The following is a 19019-nucleotide window of genomic DNA, read 5'->3' on the forward strand; positions in this document are numbered from 1 at the left end:
ATGCGAAGCGGGCCGCCGAATTCCCGATGTCTCGCCGGCGGGACGGCCATAGTCCCGGTGCTGCTCTTTGCGGCAGGATGCGGCGCGCTTCAACGGGAGAACGAAAGGCAAGTGGTGGCTCAAACAGCACGGTGGGTCGAGCGGTACGTCCCCTTTGCTCCGGTGTTATCGCACCCGCGGCTGCGGCGCGTATGGCCGGGGTTCATCGTTTCGTTCCTCGGCGACGGCATGAGTGCCGTCGCGGTCAGCTGGCTGGCGTTGCAGCTGGCCCCGCAGCAGGGCTACGGGCTGTGGGTCGCGCTCGCCGTGGGCGCCTACACGCTGCCGGGGGCCGCGGGGGTGGTGCTGCTGGGGCCGCTGATGCGTGGGCGCGGCGGAGCCCAGCTCCTGGCGTGGAACGCGTGGCTGCGGACAGTGGGGCTGGGCCTGATACCCGTCGCAGCCCTCTTCGACGTCCTGTCCATCGGCGTGTACGTGGGGCTGCTGGCCGCCTCGTCGCTCCTGCGCTCATGGGGCTCGGCCGGGTACTACACGCTGGTCGCGGAGATGCTTCCCAAGTCCCGGCATCTGTCGGCCAACGCACTGATCTCGACGCTCAGCCAGACCGGAATCCTGATCGGACCGGTGATCGCCGGACTGCTCATCGCCTGGGTCGGAGCGCTGTGGGCGCTGGCGGTCGACGCGCTCACCTTCGCGATCCTGGCGGTCACCTGCCGGTTCGCGCTGCCGACGATGCCTCGTACCGAGCGGGCGAAGCAGGAGAAGGACCGGACCGCAGGATTCCGGTTCATCGCCCGACAGCCGGCGCTCCTCGGCGTGATGGCACTGACGTTCGGCTTCTATCTGCTGTACGGACCCATCGAAGTCGGTCTGCCGGTACATGTCGCCGACGATCTCAAGGCCCCGGCCTCGGTCCTGGCGTGGCACTTCGCGGCATTCGGCGCGGGTGCTGTCGGCGGCGGACTGCTCGCCGCACACCTGGGGCGGCTGCCGCACTGGCTGGTCCTCAACGGCAGCGTGATCGGCGCGGGCCTCGCCCTCCTGCCGCTCGGCCTGGGAGCACCGATCGCCGTAACCGTGCCCTGTTTCGGTGCCGTCGGCGTGCTCTACGCCCCCTTCGGCGCCACCTCGACCGCCCTCATCCAGCGCACCGTCGGCGCGGACGACCTCGCGCAGGTACTCGCGGCCAGGAGCGCGCTCCTGGTGACGTCGGGCCCGGCCGGAATCGGGATCGGCGGACTGATCGTCGCCGGCTGGGGTGCGGGCCGCACTCTCCTCTCCGCCACCCTGGCCACGCTCGGTCTGGGTGTCGTCAGCGCCGTCCTGTGCGGGCTGCGCCGCGTCCGGCCGCGCCCCCTGCGGCCGACGGAGGTCAGCGGCGTCGTGCGCTGACTCCGCACGGTGCCGCCCGAGGGCTGTCCCGCCATCCCGGCGGGACAGCCCTCGGGCTCAACGCTCGCTGAGCGACTTGAGGATGGCCGGCGCGATGCCGTCCAGGACGGTGGGACTCATCATTTCGCCGTGGCGGCAGTCCAGCGGTACGTCGCTGACGCGGCCGGTGACGAACGGCTCCCAGCACCGGGCGGTGGGCGCGTCCGCGGGCCGCCCCCGGTTCGCGGTGAAGTAGAGCAGATCGCCACGGAACCGACGCGGCACATGCTCCTCGCGCAACTCCTGGTGGTGCTGGATCGTCTCGATCACACGCGGCAGTTCGTCCTCGGTGATCCCGTCCAGACCACCGATGGCGGCGCCCAGCGCATCGACCTGACGCTGCACGGCAGCGGAGGTCGCGCTCTTCGCCCGGGCCTGCCGCAGGCCCGTCAGCAGTTGCCCAAGGGCGTCCGCCGACGCCGGGTCAGGGCCCGATGCCGGGTCAGGGCCCTCCGGCTCGCTCTCGCCGGTGATCCGCGAGGAGGGGAACGTGTCCAGCATGGCGAGGAGTTCGACCTCCTCACCCGCCTCCTGAAGCAGGGTGGCGACGGCGTGGGCGACGAGCCCGCCGAAGGACCAGCCCAGGAGGCGGTAGGGCCCGCGGGCTTGGACGCCGCGCAGCGTGGCGGCGTAGTCGCGCGCCATCGCCTCCACCGAGCCGGGCCGCGCGGCGGTGTCGGCCAGCCCGCGCGCCTGGAGCCCGTACAGCGGGATCCGCGGGTCGATCCGGCCGAGCAGGCCGCTGTAGCACCAGCCGACTCCGCCGCCGGGATGGAAGCAGAAGAGCGGCAGCCTGCTGCCCGAGGCCCTAAGCGGCAGCAGCACGTCGAACGTGTCGTGCCGCGATCCGTCGGCGACCCGGCGGGCGAGCCCGGCGACCGTCGGCGCCTCGAACAGGTCACGGATCCGCAGCGTCACCCCGAACCGCTCGTCGATCCTGCGCATCAGCTGGATGCCGAGCAGCGAATGCCCACCGAGCGCGAAGAAGTCCTGGTCGACGCCGACCGTGCCGGTGCCGAGAACGCCGGCGAACAGGGCACACAGCTCGGCCTCGCCAGGGGTGCGCGGTGCGACATGCTGCGCGGACGGCGTGGGGTCGGGCTGCGGCAGCGCCGCCCGGTCCAGCTTCCCGTTCGGTGTGAGCGGCAGCTCGGGCACGACCACCACGGCCGAGGGCACCATGTAGGCGGGCAGCTGGCCCCGCAGGTGCGCAAGGATGCCGGACACGTCGGGCGCGTCTCCCGGCTCGGCGGGCACGGCGTACGCCACCAGGCGCCGGTCGCCCCGCACGTCGTGCATGACGACGGCGGCCCGGCCGACCTCCGGGTGGCCCGCGACCACGGCCTCGATCTCGCCGAGTTCGACACGGAAGCCGTGAATCTTCACCTGCTGATCGGCGCGCCCCACGAATTCGAGGTCGCCGTCCTTGTTCCAGCGGCCGAGATCCCCGGTGCGATACATCCGCCCGCCGGGCGGGCCGAATGGATCGGCGACAAAACGCTCGGCCGTCAGTCCGGGCCGGTTGAGATATCCGTGTGCGAGACCGGCCCCGGTCACATGGATTTCCCCGACGACGCCGGGCGGTGCGGGCCGGAGCGCGGAATTGAGGACGTACACGCCCTGCCGCGCCTGGGGCCGGCCCACCGGCAGGACCCCGGAGGGTGTTTCCTGGCCCGGTCGGATGTGGTATTCGGTGCAGTTCACCGTCGTCTCGGTCTGCCCGTAGACATTGAAAACAGTGGCTTTGGGATGACGGACGCGCCAGTTCTCCAGCATCTCGGCGCTGAGTGACTCACCGCCGAGAAGAAGTTCTCCCGAGGGTGAGAATCCGGCCTCCGCCTCGTCGAGGATCGCGACATGGCTGGGGGTCGCTTTGAGGAAGGTGGCGGGAAAGGAGGCGACACCGGCGAGTTCGTCATCGGTCGGCTCGGTGACCGAGGCCAGGCAGACGCAGCCGCCGACCGTCAGCGGCGTGCACAGGCCGGTGACGGTCAGGTCGAACGACAGGGGCGACGGGACGACCGCCACACCGGACATCCCCGGGTACGCGTTCGCGCACCAGCTCACGTAGTCGGCGAGCGCGCTGCGCGGGATCACCACGCCCTTCGGGCGGCCGGTCGAACCTGATGTGTAGATCACGTAGGCGGGATGCCGAGGATCCTGCACGGCTCCCTCGGGAGGTGTGGCCGGCAGCTGGGCCAGCCGGCTCAGGGTCGCCTCGTCGTCCAGCCGCAGCACGGGCATCCGGACGGCGGGCAGCCCGGTGACCGCGTGCGAAGTGAGCAGCAGCGCGGGCCGCGCGTCGTCCAGCATGAAGGCGATGCGGTCCGCCGGATACTCCGGGTCTATGGGCACATATGCGGCTCCGGCCTTGAGCACGCCGATCATCGCCGTCACGGCGTCCGTACCCCGAGGGAGCGCGAGCGCCACGAACTGGCCGTTGTCCACGCCCTCTCGGCGGAGGAGCCGGGCCAGACTGTTGGCCCGCGCGTCCAGTTCCGCGTAGCTGAGCCGGGTCCGGCCGTGGACCACCGCCATGGCGGTGGGCGTGCGTCGCGCCTGCGCCTCGAACAGGCCGAGGAAGCCTCCGGGGTCCGGCTCAGGGCCTGCCGGGCCGCGCCCCCAGTCCAGAACCCGCTCCCGGTCCTCGGGGCCGAGGACCGGGATCCGCCCGACGGGGATGTCCGGGGCGGCGGTTGCCCCGTCCAGAATCCGCAGGAGCGCGGCAGCCATCCGCTCCGCCGTCGCGCGGTCGAACAGATCGGTGGAGTAACGGAGTTCACCGTCGATGCCACGCGCGGCGCCCGCCCCGTCCGATCGCTCCATCAGCGAGAGCGCGAGGTCGAACTTGGCCACGGGTACGTCCACCGGCACGAGCCGTCCGGCGAGCGGACCCACGGCGAATTCCAGGTCGGCATCCTGGTGAACGGACAGCATCACCTGGAACAGCGGGTGCAGTGCCAATGACCGGGCCGGTTTCAGGAGCTCGACGAGGCGCTCGAACGGCAGGTCCGCGTGTGCGTACGCCTCCAGGTCCGTCTCCCGCACTCGTGCGAGGAGTTCACGGAATGTGGGGTCGGCCGACACATCGGTGCGCAGCACCAGTGTGTTGACGAAGAACCCGATCAGATCGTGCAGCGCGTCGTCGGTCCGGCCCGAAGTGACCGTGCCGATGGGAACGTCGTCGCCCGTACCGAACTCGCGCAGCAGCACGGCCAGTGCCGCGTGCAGCACCATGAACGGGGTCGCCCGGGTCTCCCGCGCCAGTCCCGCCATGGGGCGGTGCAGATCCGCGTCGATGCGGACCGGTACCGCGGCACCGCGCCCGCTGCCCACTGCCGGGCGCGGCCGGTCGGTGACCGGCGTCGCCTCTTGGGGTGTCCCGGCGAGCCGCTTCGACCAATAGGCCGACTGCCGGGCCAGGTCGCTCTCCGGGTCGCCCTCCGTGCCCAGCACATCACGCTGCCAGATCGCGTAGTCCGCGTACTGGACGGGTAGTTCGGTCCACTCGGGTGCGGCCCCCGTGCAGCGCGCGGCATAGGCGGTCCCGAGGTCGCGCACCAGCGGGCCGGTCGACCAGCCGTCGCTCGCGATGTGATGGATGACCAGTGACAGCACGGATTCCCTCGGCCCCACCCGGCACAGCAGAGCGCGCAGGGGGATTCCGGCGGACAGATCGAACGGGGCGGCAGCCTCCCCGACGAGCAGGTCACGGGCCGCTTCCTCGCCCGACTCCACGACACGGAACGGAACGTGGGCCGCTTCGGCGTCCAGGATCTGCTGGTGCGGCACACCGTCAATGTCCACGAACACGGTCCGCAGGCTCTCGTGGCGCTTCACCACATCGGTGAGCGCTGCCCGCAGCGCCTCCGGAACGATGCTTCCCCGGAGGTGTATCGCCAGCGGAATGTTGTAGGCGGCCGTCGGCCCTTCGGCCTGGTCGATGAACCACAGGCGTTGCTGTGCGAAAGACAGGGGGATCATGAGGACTTTCCCGTTCGGCTCCGAGCCTGGCTCGGGCAGGTCGGCAGACCGTCGATGAGTGTCGGCGCGGAGGTAGGGCTGTAGAAGGTCTCGGCACGGTTCCAGTGGGACAGCTGTCGCTCGAACTGCTCGGCGCGCCGGCCCGCGACGGTGTCCGCGGACGCACCGGGATGCGGGCGGACCGCCATGTTCCCGGTGCTGCGCCATTGCAGCCGGCCGGCCGGGTCGAGAAAGCTGCGCGAGCGATTCCGGTTGTCCGGGTGGATGCAGTAGGGCACGTCGAGCAGTCCGGTGCGAAAGGCCCGCAGCAGTGCCGTGCCCAGGGAGTCGTCCAGCGACAGCACGGACTCGATGAGGGCCAGGGCCTCGGAGCGGAGAGCGGAGGCGGGGCTCTGTCCGGCGGTCGCGGTGAGGTTCGCGCGCACCTGCCGTGCGTGGTTCGCCGCGGTACGTAACGAGCTCACGTTCTCGTCGACGGTCGGGATCCTGGAGTGCTCGGCCGGGGTCTTCACGATGAGCCGCTCGGTGCCGGTCAGCACCGCGAGTTCGGCGCTGCCCCGCAGAAGGTGCCCCGCCTTCGCGGGATCGTGCGGGTACACCCCCATGTAGGTGTAGATGACGACGTGCCAGTCGACTCCGGGGAGGAACTGCGCGGCGAGACTGCGCAGGGCGAGGACCGCCTCGACGTCCTGTTCCAAGGATGTCTGCTGGGCGTAGCTGAGCGACAGGCTGCGCAGTCCGTGCTGCTGGAAGAACATCGCCTCCAGCAGCGAGAGCGCGACGAGGAGGCTCGGCGGGCACAGCTGCCCGAGCATGCATCCGCCGAACGTCTCCATATGTACGCCACCGGCCGACGCGAGGAGTTCACAGGCACGCTGCCATTCGGCGACGGCCGTCGCCAGGGGGACCCTTCCGTACGGCAGGCAGTACGAGACCGGACCGCCCTCGCTCGCCCGCACACCCGCGTCGAGCATCACCTCGAAGAGGTCGAAGGGGGCCGCGGAGCCGTGCCGGACCTGGACCGGGAAGTCGTCTCCGACGAGACCCGCCAGTACCGCCCGGGTGTTCTGTGCCCCGTGCGCCACGATCGGATAGCCGTTCAGCGGTACGCCGTCCGAGCATGCCGCGCGTGCGGCCTCGTGGTCGCCGACCCTCGTGTAGCTGTCCAGTGTCAGGGTGCCGCAGGCAGGGAACCCCACCGCCTTCACCGCGGTCAGGCCCTGGCGCATCGCCTCGGGATCGGAGAAGCCCATGCGGGGCTGGACGACCGGAACACCGGTGGCCCGCGCCGAGTCCCGTACATACCGCGAGAAGACACTGACCGCGAGGTGTGGGCTGTTCACGTGACCTCGGTCGGGGTCGGTATCCGGGCATGGCGGGCCCCGGTGCGGGCGAGCGGCGCGACATCCTCCCGGAAGCGTGCCAGCTCGGCTTCTCCGGGGCTGAAGACCGCGTCGAACCCGGCGGCTAGGAGCGCGGCGGTGTGCTGGTCGCCCGCCCCGTCGATTCCCAGCTTTCCGCCGATCACCACTTTGGTGTCACGGCAGCCGGGCAACGAGCGGACCGCCCCCGCGTACGCGGGACCCTCGATGTGACCGTGGCCGTTGACCGTACTGACCACGACGAGTGCCGGCGGCTCGGTGCGGCAGAGCTTCATGAGGTCGGCGACTTCGGTGCATGCTCCCAGGTTTCGTACGTCGAATCCCAAGTCTTCGAGAAGCAATTGCAAGTAGACGAGATTCCAGGTGTGTGCATCCGACGAAATGGAACACACGACTGCCTTGGCGTCGAGCTCTGAGCGCACCTGCGCTGGCCTCTCATGTAGCGGAAGCGGCGACGGATCATGCGTCTAGGATGCCGCTTTGTCGACGGCATTCGCGATCCAGTCGGCCAGGTCTAAGTTCTGCCGTCGGGCCGCTGCCCGCCAGCGACGAATTCGGTCCTGACTCAGGACGAGGCGCAGCTGATACGCCTCGGGATCCGGCTGTGATTCCGTACCTTCCGGTGATTCACCGGCCGCCTTTATCTGCTTCCTGAGTTCATTTCGTGACCACCCGAACTTGATGGCGAAGTCCAGCCAGTGGTCCTGCTCCACAGGCGGAAGTGCGGCCACTTCCATGTGGTGCTGGAACGTCAGCTCCGCACGGCGTCGCGCAATGTCGAACTTCCGAGCCACCCAGGCATAGTTGCGCAGGGTCTGATAGTCGAGCTGTGTGCCCGCGATTGCGTCACGGTAGCGGGTGCGGTAGCACTGCTGACCGAAGATGATCCAGTCCCCGATCCACCACGCCGACGATTCGCTGACGTCGATGATCCGGTGTCCCACCGAGTGCCATGCGTCGAAGGGCAGGTCGTCGCAGAGCCGGAGGCCGAGCCGGTCCGCCGTTACGCCGTCCGTCCGGATGATCCGGTCGGTGATGCCCTCGATGTCCGGGGGGCGGAGGTGAGGATCTTGTTCGCCGTATCGTTCCTGCATCGGAGGATTCTTCTCAGGAGGATCCTTTGTTCTCGTGGTCAGCGAGTCGTGGCCTCAATGAGGCTCTTCGGGCGCATGTCGGTCCATTGCTCATCCACATAGGAGAGACATGCGTCCCTGCCCGACTCGGGAAGCACGATCTCCCAGCCGGCCGGCACGTCGATGGCAGCGGGCCAGAGCGAGTGCTGCCCCTCCGAATTCACGAGGACCATGTAGGTGGAGTCGGCGTCCTCGAACGGATTGGCCATACGGTACCCCTCGATTTCGTGGCGCTGTTTCGACTTCAGCGCCATGCCGATTGGAGAACGCCGGGTTCCTTTCCGATCGATTGCCAATGGTTGACCGGCGGCGCCCGTAGGGATCTTAGTAGCGGATTGGCTCAGCGGCAACGCTCTTTGGAGTCGCGATCCACGTGCCGCTGGGAGGCGTTGAGGGGATTTGGTCACCCTCTGCAATCCTCACTTGCCGTCATGCGCCGGTTGATATCGATTCCGTGCGTCTTGGTCCATTTTGATCTTGATGAGGTCACCGGGGCCGACGCGCGCCGGGACAGCGCCAGGGAACTGGGCGGCCGTCCCGGCGCGTTGAACCGAATACTTCAACGCTCCCACTCGTTCGCCAGGCGCCGGCATTTCTTTCTCGTTCCCAGCCCCTAAGGGCTGTCCTCCGAATAGCCGTCCCTGTTCTGCCGCTGCGTGGTCGAGGACGGGGAGGAGTCGCGCGGGGCATCGAGGACGGCGTCGTTGTCCCCGCGGTCGCCGATGGTCAGCCGTACGCCCCTCACCCGGAAGGGCCCGGGTGCGGATGCGCACCCGTTCCAGGGGCGGCAAGGGGCTCTCGTCGAGGGCGAGTTCGTGCCTGCCGGAGTTCCTCAGACTGCGATGGCCTGCCCGTGCGGCGGCAGTTCGTGGAGCACGGCGCCTCCGTACGCCCCGGTGGCGAGGTTGACGACGAGGTCTCCGGAGGCGGCGGGGGTGGCGCGGATAAAGGCACCGCCGTGGCCGTTCACCACGGTGAAGACCCCCCACAGAGGTGTCCAGGGATGGAGTTCGCCCTTGTCGTCGGGGAAGAGTTCGGCCGTCGGGCGGACCCGTCGCTGGATGACGTACGGGCCGTCCAGCGCGGCGAGCATCCGCTCACTCCACTGCTGCGCCGTCAGGCCCTCCGTCCAGCCGGGCAGCACTCCGCTGCCGCCGGCCAGCGAGGTGGGCTTGAGGACCAGTTCCTGACGGTGGGCCAGCGCGTACTCGACGAGATCGACGCGCTCGCCGCTCTCCAGGGTGACCGGTCCCGGGCGGACCATGCGCGTCCACGGCAGGATGCGATCGAGGCTGGCGAGCACGTCCTTGCCGAACAGTCCCCGGTTGCTCTCGTCGGAGAGCAGGGCGAGCGCCCCCTTGCTGGCATACACGGCCGAGTCCAGCGGCGTGAATATCCGGACCTCGCCGCGCTCGGCCGCGTCGAGGATCGGGTCCACCAGGCGCAGGGCCTCCGCGGACTCCAGCAGATCGCCGATCAGGAACACCCGGAACACGATGTCCACGGGCTTGTCCCCGAGCCGGACCCGGCCGTCCCTCGCCTCCAACTGTCCGACGTGGCAGGGGTGGGCATCGAGCCCGAGCCCGCGCCAACGCTCACAGAGCGCCTCCATGTACGGGAGCATCCGCTCGTAGCCGTCCGGCCAGTCGGCCAGGGCGACCACGGGACGGTCGCCGTGCCGGAATCCGCTCTCCACGATGATGTTGTTGACCTGCTCCCGCAGCGAGTCCACGAAGCCGAGCCTGTGGCGCTCGGCGAAGGACGCGAGGGGCGGGTGTGTGAGCAGCTCCCGGCACATGTCGGCGTTGTCCATGCCGGCAACGGCACTGCCGATGTTGAGCTCCAGCAGTTTGAAGCCCGTGTCGTCGACATACAGGTCGGCCCGGGTCTGACGGCTCACCGCCACCCCGCGGCCACGCATCACGGCGGAGATCTGGACGTCGGTCAGTCCGACCGCACGGGCGAACGCCTCGAAATCGCCGCCGAAGAGCAGATCGGGAAGGGCCGCCAGGGCGGTGCGCAGGTTCTCCAGGTCGCTGTGTATCCGCACACGGTCGGCGTGGCCGAGGAACAGCGGCCGGGACAGATACCTCCCTTCGTACATCCCGTCGAGCAGTTCCGAACCGGCCCGGCCTCCCGGCCAGGAGTGACCGGCGCCCCCTTCCTCGGCCAGCTCGGCAAGGTATTCGCGGGTCAGCGAGATGCGGTCCATGGCTCTCTCTCTACTTTTCGGTCGCCGTGATCCTGCGGCGACCGCGGATCAGTCCGACGGTGAGGACGATCGCGGCGAGCACGGCCGAGCTGATCAGCTGGACCCGGGTGTCGGGCCTCACGGCCATGAGCCCGAGCAGCGCGACCATGGCGGTGAGGGCGGCCCAGCTCAGGTACGGGTGTCCCCACATCCGCACCGGCGAGGCCGCCGGCAGGCGCGGGCGGAGGCGGAGCTGGGAGCAGGCGACCAGGATCCACACCAGCAGGAGCACGGCCCCGATCGCGTTGAGCAGGTGGAGGAAGATCGTGCGCGGCCACAGCAGATTGAGGACGACCCCGACGAATCCGAACGCGGCGGAGGCGAGCACGGCCGGCCAGGGGACTCCGGTCCGGCTGAGCCGGGCCAGCAGGGCGGGCGCCTGGCCCCGGCGGGCCAGGGAGAAGACCATCCGTGCGGCGGCGTAGGTGTTGGCGTTGAGCGCGGACAGCAGGGCGATCAGGACGATGAGCTCAATGATCTTTGCCGCGGCGGGCACGCCGATGTGGTCGAGGACGGCGGCGAACGGGCCCACGTCGAGGAACTCGTCGGACCAGGGCAGCAGGCTGACGATGACCACCATCGAGCCGATGTAGAAGATCGCGATGCGCCAGACGGCGCTGCGGACGGCGCGGCCGGTGGCGCGGGCGGGGTCGTCGGACTCCGCGGCTGCGATGGTGACGATCTCCAGGCCGCCGAAGGCCGGGACGGCGATGGTGAGGCCCGCCGCCACTCCGGCCCAGCCGTGGGGCAGCAGGTCGCCGTCGAGCGCACCGGAGTCCCCGCCGGGGAGCACGCCGATGATCGCCAGCACGCCGATCAGGAGGAAACCCACGATCGCCGCGACCTTGATCAGGGCGAACCAGAACTCGAACTCACCGAAGTTCGCGACCTCCGTGAGGTTGATCGCGGTGAAGACCGCCATGAAGAGCAGCACCAGCAGCCACTGGGGGACGGCCGGCAGCCAGCTGTGGACGATGACGGCGGCGGCGGTCGATTCGAGTGCGAGCACCACGACCAGGGTCAGCCAGTACATCCAGCCGATGGTGAACCCGGCCCACGCGCCGAAGGCGCGCTCCGCGTGCACGGAGAAGGAACCGCTGGAGGGGTACGCCGCGGCCATCTCGGCCATCATGCGCATCACCAGCAGGGTGAGCGCACCGGCGGCCACGTAGGACAGCACGATCCCCGGTCCCGCCACACCGATGCCGGCCCCGGAGCCGACGAACAGGCCGGACCCGATCACTCCGCCCATCGCGAGCATGGTGAGGTGGTGCGAACGCAGGGTGCTGCGCAGTTGTTCCTTCGGTGGCTCGGTGTTCGTGGGTGCGGCAGTGGTCATTCGAGGTCCTTGGATAAGTCGGGGGGACGTGAAGTCAGGCGGTTCGGTGCCCGTACGGGTTCGCCCGTGGAGTCGGCGACGCGGGGCGGCATCCTGGACCAGCGGATCGCCAGAAGTCCGGAGGCCGCCGCGCCGACGGCACCGAACGCCGCGATGACGTGGGGCACCGGGGCGACGGCGGTGGCGAGACCGGCCAGCGAGATGCCCGCTCCCTGGGCCACCCGGACGGAGGCGGAGGCCAGGCCGAACGCCTTGCCGCGTTCGGAGTCGGGGACCGAGAGGCTGTACTCGGCGTTCGCGGGGAGCTGGAACGCCGAGAACAGCCCGGACGCCGCCCACAGCACGCAGGTCACGGCGATGCCCGAGGACACCGGGGTGAGCATCAGCACCGCGCACGAGGCCACGGCCAGCGGCCCGAGCAGCTTGAGAGCGCGATCCGGCTTCACCCATCGGGTGATGACGAGCATGCCGACCACCGCGCCTGCCGGACTTGCCGCGAGGAGGAACCCCGCCCCGGCCGGTCCCTCCCCCAGGGTCTCCGCGTAGGGGGTGGCCAGGCCTTCCTTGCAGGCGTAGAAACCCGACACGGCGCCGAACGCCATCAGCAGGCGCAATCGGCGGTCGGCCCGGACCAGGCCGGCACCACCGGTGATCACACTCCACCGGGCACCGGCCGGCGCGGGGCCGCTCGGCCTCGGCCTCGGGCGCCGCGCGAGGCCGAACCGGGTGAGCACCGCCGAGAGCGTGAACGTACCGGCGTTGACCAGGAGCGCTTGCGAGGGGCCCAGCGCAGCGACCACCGCGCCCCCCGCCGCGAACCCGGCGAGCTGGCCGAGCTGAGCGGTCAGGTTGACGACCGCCGACGCGGCCAGATAGCGCTCACCGAGCGCGATCGTCGGGAGCAGCGCCGCTCGTGCCGCCATGTGCGGCGACTGGACCAACTGCACGGCGACAACCAGTGCGCACAACAGCCACAGGGGCGTGCCGGGCACGGCCATGACCGCGACCAAGCCCGTGCGGACCAGGTCGCACACCACCATCAGTCCGCGTCGTGGGTAGCGGTCCGCCAGCCAGGAGAGCATCGGACCGCCGACCAGTTCCGGCAGCAGGGTCAGGGCGTAGGTCAGTGCTGCCAGCCCCGCCGATGCGCTCCTGTCGAACACGAGCACAGCCAGCGCCACCCGGGCGAGCTGGTTGCCGCCCACCGAGATCAGCTGTGCCAGCCACAGCATGCGGAACTCGCGGATGACGAAGACCTGGCTGAAGCGCGGCACCGCCGGGGCCTTGCTCACGGACGCGCCACCGACTGCGCACGTCCGGCTGCGCGGATCACCGGAAGGTCCCCTTCCGCCACCGGCTCCCAGTCGAGACGGTACTCGGCGAGCACCCGGCCGATCGCGAGCGCGATCCGGTCGCCGCTGCTCGCACGGAACCGGTAGCGGCCACCGGTCTCCTTCGCCCCGCCGGTGCCGTTCAGGATCGCGCCCGCCTCGGGCAGGATCTCCGCATACATCTCGGGCACCCGGTCGAGGAGCGAGGTGGCCGACAGTACGCGGCAGGGCCGCACCGGCGGCTCCGGGATGAGGAGATAGCCGCCGGCCTCACCCGTGGGGCCGTGCGAGGCCAGTACCGGGGACTCGTCGAGTGCCAGCCGGGTGGCGATCTCCAGCAGGTCGAGCCCGTACACGTCACGCCAGATGTGCGGAAGTTCCGCGCCGCCGGCCCGCGCGGCCACCTCCAGGAACACGAGCCCGTCGTACTCCCCCGGCCCGGTCGGGTCGACAGTGAACACTTCGAGGTGGAACACACTGCTGCGGACACCGAGGGCACTCAGCACCACCTCCGAGTATCCCGTCAGCCGCCGTTCCAGCTCCGGGTCGTCGGCGGCCACCGACCCGAACGAGTCGCCCAGGGCGTAGTCCAGGCACGTGTTGAGCAGGCGGAAGGCACGCAGGACCCGTACCGTCCCGTCCTGGATCACCCCGTCCACCTGGTACATCGTCCCGCTGACGAACTCCTCGCAGACGTAGTTCTCCAGCGGGAGCGCGAGCGTCTCCTCCAGCGAACCCGGGGAGTTGATCAGGTAGATGCCCTGGCTTCCGGAGCCGTCACGGGGCTTGAGCACGACCGGGAAGCCGCACTCGGCGGCGAGCCGGCGTACCTGCTCGGGCTCGCGGGCCTCCACGAACCGCGGTACCCGCAGGCCCGCCGATGCCACCAGCTGTTTCATCGGCACCTTGTCGCGCACCCGCGCGATGTCCTCCGGCCGGGGGCCCGAAACCCCGAGCAGCTCGCGCAGGGCCGCCGCGGTTTCGAGGTCGCGTTCGAAGAGGGCGACGACATGGTCCACCGGACCGAAGCGCCGCACGATGTCACATGCCCGTTCCGAGACCGCCAGCCAGTCCGCGAGGTCGTCGACGACGACCACGGTCTCCGCCGTTCCGGCGTCGACGCCGCTGATACCCGCCGGCGGGACGAGGTAGGCGACCCGGTCGGTGGTGTGGTCGATGTACGCGGTGTAGTCGCAGCCCACGCCCTGATCAAAACGATTGAGGACGAGGATGTGCCTGCCCGCCGCAGCAGGGGCGTTCATTCGCCCGTCACCTCGCGGGTCAGGTGCATGAGCGCCGTGTACGGGGGGAGGTCGAAGTCGATGACGTCCGTCCGGAGCCAGCCGGCCTCGGCCAGCACGTCCGTCCACTCGTCCAGCGAGGGGATCATCTGTCCCATGACGGCGTGCGCGGTCTCGAAGCCGAGGGTGAAGACCGGGTGCCGTTCGGTGGACGGCAGGTCGGAGCGGTAGGTGTCGCAGATGATGAGGTCGGTGGCCCGGGGGAACGCCTCACCGATCAGCTTAAGGCTGGCCAGGCATTCGGCCCGCGGCCACAGGTCGTGTCCCATCATGAAGGTGCACACGAAGTCGACCTGGTCGAATTCGGGACGGGGTTCCATCCGGGTCGCGTCGCCGTGCACCACGGAGATCCGGTCGCTGAAGCCGGCCCGGGCAACCGACTCGGTGGCGAGCGACAGCGCTCCGGCGGCGAAGTCCACCCCGATCCCGCGGAACTCCGGGTCGCTCCCGGCCAGTTTGATCAGCCGTTCACCGCTGCCGCAGCCGAGATCGGCGCCGTGGCGCAGGCCGCGGTCCGCGATGATCTTGTAGAACACCGGGTCCACGTAGGAGAAACCCGCCTCGCGGGCCCCCAGACCGATGGCCTTGTAGTCACGGCGGACCGTGAATCCCTCGGGCCGGTTGGCGTTGCGGACCAGCTCCGGCATGGTGGTGAAGAGTTCGCCGCAGCCGCGGGTGAGCCAGTAGAAGAAGCCCTTCTTCGCCAGGGTGTCGGCGAACAGCGGGCCCGGCTTGGCCGTGGTGCGGTCCGCGCTGAGCACAACGACGTCGGCGAGGGCCAGGCCCCGGGCGATGGCCTCGACGGAGGGAGCGTCCAGGTCCTGCTCCCGGGAGAAGTCACGGAGGTCCACCGGCGAATCGGAGTTCTCCAGCCGATCCAGCAGGCCCAGTTCCCAGGACGCCGAGATGGCGAAGGCGGAGAGCGTGTGGTTGTAAAGGTCGTCAATGCCTGGACCGGTCATATTTCCTCCATGCTCTTGGTCTGCGTACTGGTCAGAATGTCGTCGACCGCCGCGATGAGAACGGCGGTCTCGGCAGCGGAGCCGACCGTCACCCGCAGTGCGGTACCGACGGGGTAGACACGGACGCCGCGGTCGAGCAGATCGGCCCCCCAGTCCGAGGTGCCACGCGGCGGCCGGACGTACAGGAAGTTGGCCTGGCTGGGCTCCGCCTCGAATCCGCGCCCCGTCAACGCGGCTGCCATGGCCTCTCGTTGCTCCCGGTTCCGGGTACGACGGTCCAGGACCAGCGTCTGATCGGCCAGGGCGGCCAGGGCGGCGGAGCACGCGGTGCTGCTGACACTGAAGGGCGTCTGCAGTGCACGCAGCAGGCCGATCAGCCGGGCGTTGCCGACGCCGTAACCGACCCGCAGGCCGGCCAGACCATGGATCTTCGAAAAGGTCCTGGTGGTCAGCATGTTGGGCAGTTCGGACAGCGCCTTGAGCGACGGCCCGGCGTCCGGCACGTCCACATAGTCGTAGTACGCCTCGTCATTCAGTACGACGGTGGTGTCGGGCAGGCGTCCCGCCAGGTCGGCGATCGCCTGCCGGGGCTGCCAGGCGCCCGTGGGGTTGTGCGGGTTGGACAGGGCCATCAGACCGACCCGCTCCTGCCGGAGGTACTCGGCGAGGTGCTCCTCGGGCGGCCACGCCCGGGTCAGTGCCGCGGTGCCGCACTGAGCACTCAGCATCGGATAGAACTCGAACTCGGGCTCATGGAAGAACGCCGCCCGCTCCGGCCCGGTGAACACGCGCCAGGCCAGGCTGATGATCTCGGCACTGCCCGCGCCGACCAGAACCCGGTTGAGCGGGACATCGTGCAGTTCCGCGATCGCGGCTTGCAGGGCGCCCTCCCCGCTGGGGTACCGGTGCAGCTCCGGGACCAGCGCATGCAGGGACTCGGCCACACCGGCCGGAGGTCCCTGCGGGTGTTCGTTGGCATGCAGACGCAGCATCGCTCTCCCGATTCGATCTTTCGACTACCGTATGAATCGGTACTGGATGACGACTGGACGACAACTGGACGACGAGTGGTCATCCCTCACACGGGGCGAGGGACGCATTGACGACACACGGGGAACCATGCGTGCGGATCCAACTGCTGGGCCCGGTCAGAGTGCTGCACGGGGCGGTCCGGCACGACGTACCGACGGCGGGACGGCGGGCCGTTCTCGGTCTCCTCGGGCTGGCCGGCGGCCGCCCGGTGTCCCGCGCGGAGTTCATCGACGCCCTGTGGTCGCACGACCCGCCCAACTCGGCGGTCAACGTGATCCAGACGCATGTGAAGCATCTGCGGAAGCTGCTCGAACCCCAGCGCTCGCCCCGCGCCCCCAGTTCTGTCCTGCCCTCCGCCGGCGACGGCTACGTACTGCCCACGGAGGCCTGCGCCGTCGACATCCGCGCGTTCCGAGGTGTCCTGACCCGAGCGGCAGCGGCCCGGCGGGCAGGGGATCACACGGACGCCCTCGCGCTGTTCGACTCGGCACTGGGGCTCTGGCGGGCCGACTCCCCGCTCTCCGACGTCCCTGCGCTGGCCGCCCATCCCGCGACCCGCGCCCTGGTCGAGGAACGGTTCGCGGCCCTGGCGGCCAAGGGCGAGACGTTACTGTCCGCCGGGGCCGCCGACGAAGCGGTCGCCCTCTTCGAGCAGGCAGCCCACGCACGTCCCCTGGACGAGGCCGCGCTGGCCCGGTTGATCCGTGGCTACGACGCCGCGGGGCGACGGGCGGCGGCCGTCGACACCTACCACGAGGTACGGCGCAGGCTGGCCGAGGAGCTCGGGATGGACCCGGGCCCCGAGCTGATCGCCGCCTACCAGGCGCTGCTGACGCACGACGCCCGGCACACCACGGGGCCCCCGATGCGCAGGCTGGTGCCCGCGACGCTGCCGGGTGACGTGCCCGACTTCGTCGGCCGGCAGCGTGAACTGGCCGAACTCGAGCAGGCCCTGACCCGGCCGGAGGGCGCGGCGGTCCCCGTGGCCGTGATCTCCGGAACCGCCGGCGTCGGCAAGACGGCACTCGCCCTGCACTGGTCGCACGGCGTCAGGTCGAGATTCCCGGACGGCCAGCTCTACGTCGACCTGCGGGGCTACGACCCACAGCAGCCGCTGTCCGGCAGCGAGGCCCTGACCCGGCTGCTGTCCGCGCTGGGCCTGCCCGCCCATGAGATCCCCCTGGACGAGGCCGATCGGGTGGCCCGGTACCGGACCGAACTCAACGGGCGCCACGTCCTCATCGTGCTCGACAACGTTTCCTCGGTGGAGCAGGTGCGCCCACTGCTCCCCGGAACGGGATCCTGCTCGGTGGTGGTGACCAGCCGTGACACCCTGGGCGGGCTGATCGCTCGGCACGGGGCCCGGAGGGTCAACCTCGACCTGCTGCCGATGAGCGACTCGCTGGACCTGCTGCGCAGGCTGATCGGTGACCGCGTGGACAGCAGGACGGGGGTCGGTGAGGAACTGGCGCTCCAATGCGTGGGGTTGCCCCTCGCGCTGCGGGTGGCAGCCGAGCTCGCGGCCACGCTGCATACCACCCCGCTGCCGTATCTGGTCTCCGAACTGGCCGACAGCCGGCGGCGCCTCGGCATGCTGGACTCGGTCGGCAATTCGGTCAGTGCGGTGTTCTCCTGGTCCTACGAGCACCTGCCGGCGGCCGCCGCGCGCCTCTTCCGGCTTCTCGGCCTCCAGTTCGGGCCCCATATCTCTCTGAGCGCGTCCGCCGCCCTGGCCGGGCGCAGTCCGGACGACACCCGCCAGGCGCTGACCACGCTCACCCGCGCACACCTGGTGCACTTCGTCGGCCCGGACAGGTTCGGCATGCACGACCTGCTGCGGGCGTACACCACCACGCTGGCGCACGACCACGTCACACCCGCCGACCGGGCGGGTGCCCAGCGGCGGCTCGTCGACTACTACCTGCACACCGCGTACGCCGCCACCACGCTCCTGGGCCCGCGTGATGCGATCAGCCTTCCCCCGCCCGCGCCGGACGTGCCGCCGGCGGCGTTCACGGACCGCGACAGCGCCTCGACGTGGTTCGCCTCCGAGCACCGGACCCTGCTCGCCGCGGTCGAATCGGCCCCCGACAGCCATGTGGGTCTGCTGGCCAGGGCGATATCGACCTACCTGGAACAGCGCGGCCACTGGCCCGACTGGGTGGCCACCCAGCACGCCGCGCTGGACGCCGCGCAGCGGCTGGACGATCGGCCGGGGATCGGCGCGGCGCTCGGTGAACTGGGGCGCGCCAACGCCAGGATGGGCCGCTACGGGGAAGCCGGCCTCCTCCTGCGCCGGGCCGTCCTGCTCTTTCACGAGCTCAGCGACCCGCTCGGACAGGCGCACTGTCACAACACCCTGACCCTGGTGTTCGAGCGGCAGCACGACTTCGCCTCCGCACTGGCGGAGGCGACCTCCGCACTGGCGAACTACCGGTTGGTCGAAAACCGGTTGGGCCAGGCCCGGGCGCTCAACAACATGGGCTGGTGCAACACCCGGCTCGGCCGGTATCCCACGGCCCGCGAATGCTGCGAGCAGGCTCTGTCCCTCCAGCGGGAGATCGGTGACCGCAACGGCGAGAGCGCCACCTTGGACACCCTCGGCCTGGTGTACCACCGGGTGGGACGGCACCGGGAAGCCATTGCCTGCTACGAACAAGCCCTCCGCATCTACCGCGAGTTCGGCGACCGGTTCAACGAGGCATCCCTGCTCACTCACCTGGCCGACTCGGCGGACTCGGCGGGCGATCCGGGAACCGCTCTGGAGGCGCGGAAGAACGCCCGTGACATCCTTGCCGAGTTCGGCCACACGACCGGCGCCGTCCAGGACTGACGGCCTCGTGCCGGGTGAGCGGTATCGACGGCCGGCCGAG

The 19019-nt window shown here is 70.1% G+C and carries 13 protein-coding genes; 2 read left to right on the forward strand and 11 right to left on the reverse strand.

The annotated features are described in order from the left end of the window. Positions 1 to 1392, forward strand: coding sequence for an MFS transporter (locus OG251_RS41275; RefSeq protein WP_326682401.1), 1392 nt, complete (start codon positions 1 to 3; stop codon positions 1390 to 1392). Positions 1393 to 1449: 57 nt separating this feature from the next. Here OG251_RS41275 and OG251_RS41280 read toward each other — a convergent pair whose 3' ends face one another. The 11 genes from OG251_RS41280 to OG251_RS41330 form a co-directional block, all read right to left on the reverse strand. Beyond that, the gene (locus OG251_RS41280) at positions 1450 to 5415 is read right to left on the reverse strand and encodes a non-ribosomal peptide synthetase (protein ID WP_326682402.1); all 3966 of its coding nucleotides are present in this window, start codon (positions 5413 to 5415) and stop codon (positions 1450 to 1452) included. After that, entirely contained in the window at positions 5412 to 6758 is a 1347-nt protein-coding gene (locus tag OG251_RS41285; protein ID WP_326682403.1) for a methylaspartate mutase, read from the reverse strand. The genes OG251_RS41280 and OG251_RS41285 overlap by 4 nt, the downstream gene beginning before the upstream one ends. Continuing rightward, positions 6755 to 7219, reverse strand: a complete 465-nt coding sequence (locus tag OG251_RS41290) for a cobalamin B12-binding domain-containing protein (RefSeq protein ID WP_326682404.1) — start codon at positions 7217 to 7219, stop codon at positions 6755 to 6757. The genes OG251_RS41285 and OG251_RS41290 overlap by 4 nt, the downstream gene beginning before the upstream one ends. A 45-nt stretch (positions 7220 to 7264) precedes the next feature. Beyond that, positions 7265 to 7891, reverse strand: coding sequence for an LmbU family transcriptional regulator (locus tag OG251_RS41295; protein WP_326682405.1), 627 nt, complete (start codon positions 7889 to 7891; stop codon positions 7265 to 7267). 38 nt (positions 7892 to 7929) lie between these two features. After that, complete coding sequence (locus tag OG251_RS41300; RefSeq protein WP_326682788.1) at positions 7930 to 8139, reverse strand: MbtH family protein; 210 nt, start codon at positions 8137 to 8139, stop codon at positions 7930 to 7932. 623 nt (positions 8140 to 8762) lie between these two features. Continuing rightward, positions 8763 to 10142: a hypothetical protein gene (locus OG251_RS41305; protein WP_326682406.1), complete on the reverse strand. Its 1380-nt coding sequence runs from the start codon at positions 10140 to 10142 to the stop codon at positions 8763 to 8765. Between the two features lie 10 nt (positions 10143 to 10152). After that, on the reverse strand, positions 10153 to 11520 hold the full coding sequence (locus OG251_RS41310; RefSeq protein WP_326682407.1) for an amino acid permease: 1368 nt from the start codon (positions 11518 to 11520) through the stop codon (positions 10153 to 10155). Further along, a complete protein-coding gene (locus tag OG251_RS41315) occupies positions 11517 to 12812 on the reverse strand; it encodes an MFS transporter (RefSeq protein WP_326682408.1) in 1296 nt (431 codons plus the stop codon). Before OG251_RS41315 ends, OG251_RS41310 begins: the two co-directional genes overlap by 4 nt. Then, the gene (locus tag OG251_RS41320; protein WP_326682409.1) at positions 12809 to 14113 is read right to left on the reverse strand and encodes an ATP-grasp domain-containing protein; all 1305 of its coding nucleotides are present in this window, start codon (positions 14111 to 14113) and stop codon (positions 12809 to 12811) included. Before OG251_RS41320 ends, OG251_RS41315 begins: the two co-directional genes overlap by 4 nt. After that, on the reverse strand, positions 14110 to 15114 hold the full coding sequence (locus OG251_RS41325) for an SAM-dependent methyltransferase (protein ID WP_326682410.1): 1005 nt from the start codon (positions 15112 to 15114) through the stop codon (positions 14110 to 14112). The genes OG251_RS41320 and OG251_RS41325 overlap by 4 nt, the downstream gene beginning before the upstream one ends. Next, complete coding sequence (locus OG251_RS41330; RefSeq protein ID WP_326682411.1) at positions 15111 to 16106, reverse strand: pyridoxal phosphate-dependent aminotransferase; 996 nt, start codon at positions 16104 to 16106, stop codon at positions 15111 to 15113. The genes OG251_RS41325 and OG251_RS41330 overlap by 4 nt, the downstream gene beginning before the upstream one ends. A gap of 131 nt (positions 16107 to 16237) precedes the next feature. Between OG251_RS41330 and OG251_RS41335 the strand changes: the two genes are divergently transcribed. Further along, complete coding sequence (locus OG251_RS41335; RefSeq protein ID WP_326682412.1) at positions 16238 to 18979, forward strand: AfsR/SARP family transcriptional regulator; 2742 nt, start codon at positions 16238 to 16240, stop codon at positions 18977 to 18979. The last annotated feature ends 40 nt before the right edge of the window (positions 18980 to 19019 follow it).

Origin of the sequence: Streptomyces sp. NBC_01237, from assembly GCF_035917275.1 — a bacterium.
GTDB lineage: Bacteria > Actinomycetota > Actinomycetes > Streptomycetales > Streptomycetaceae > Streptomyces.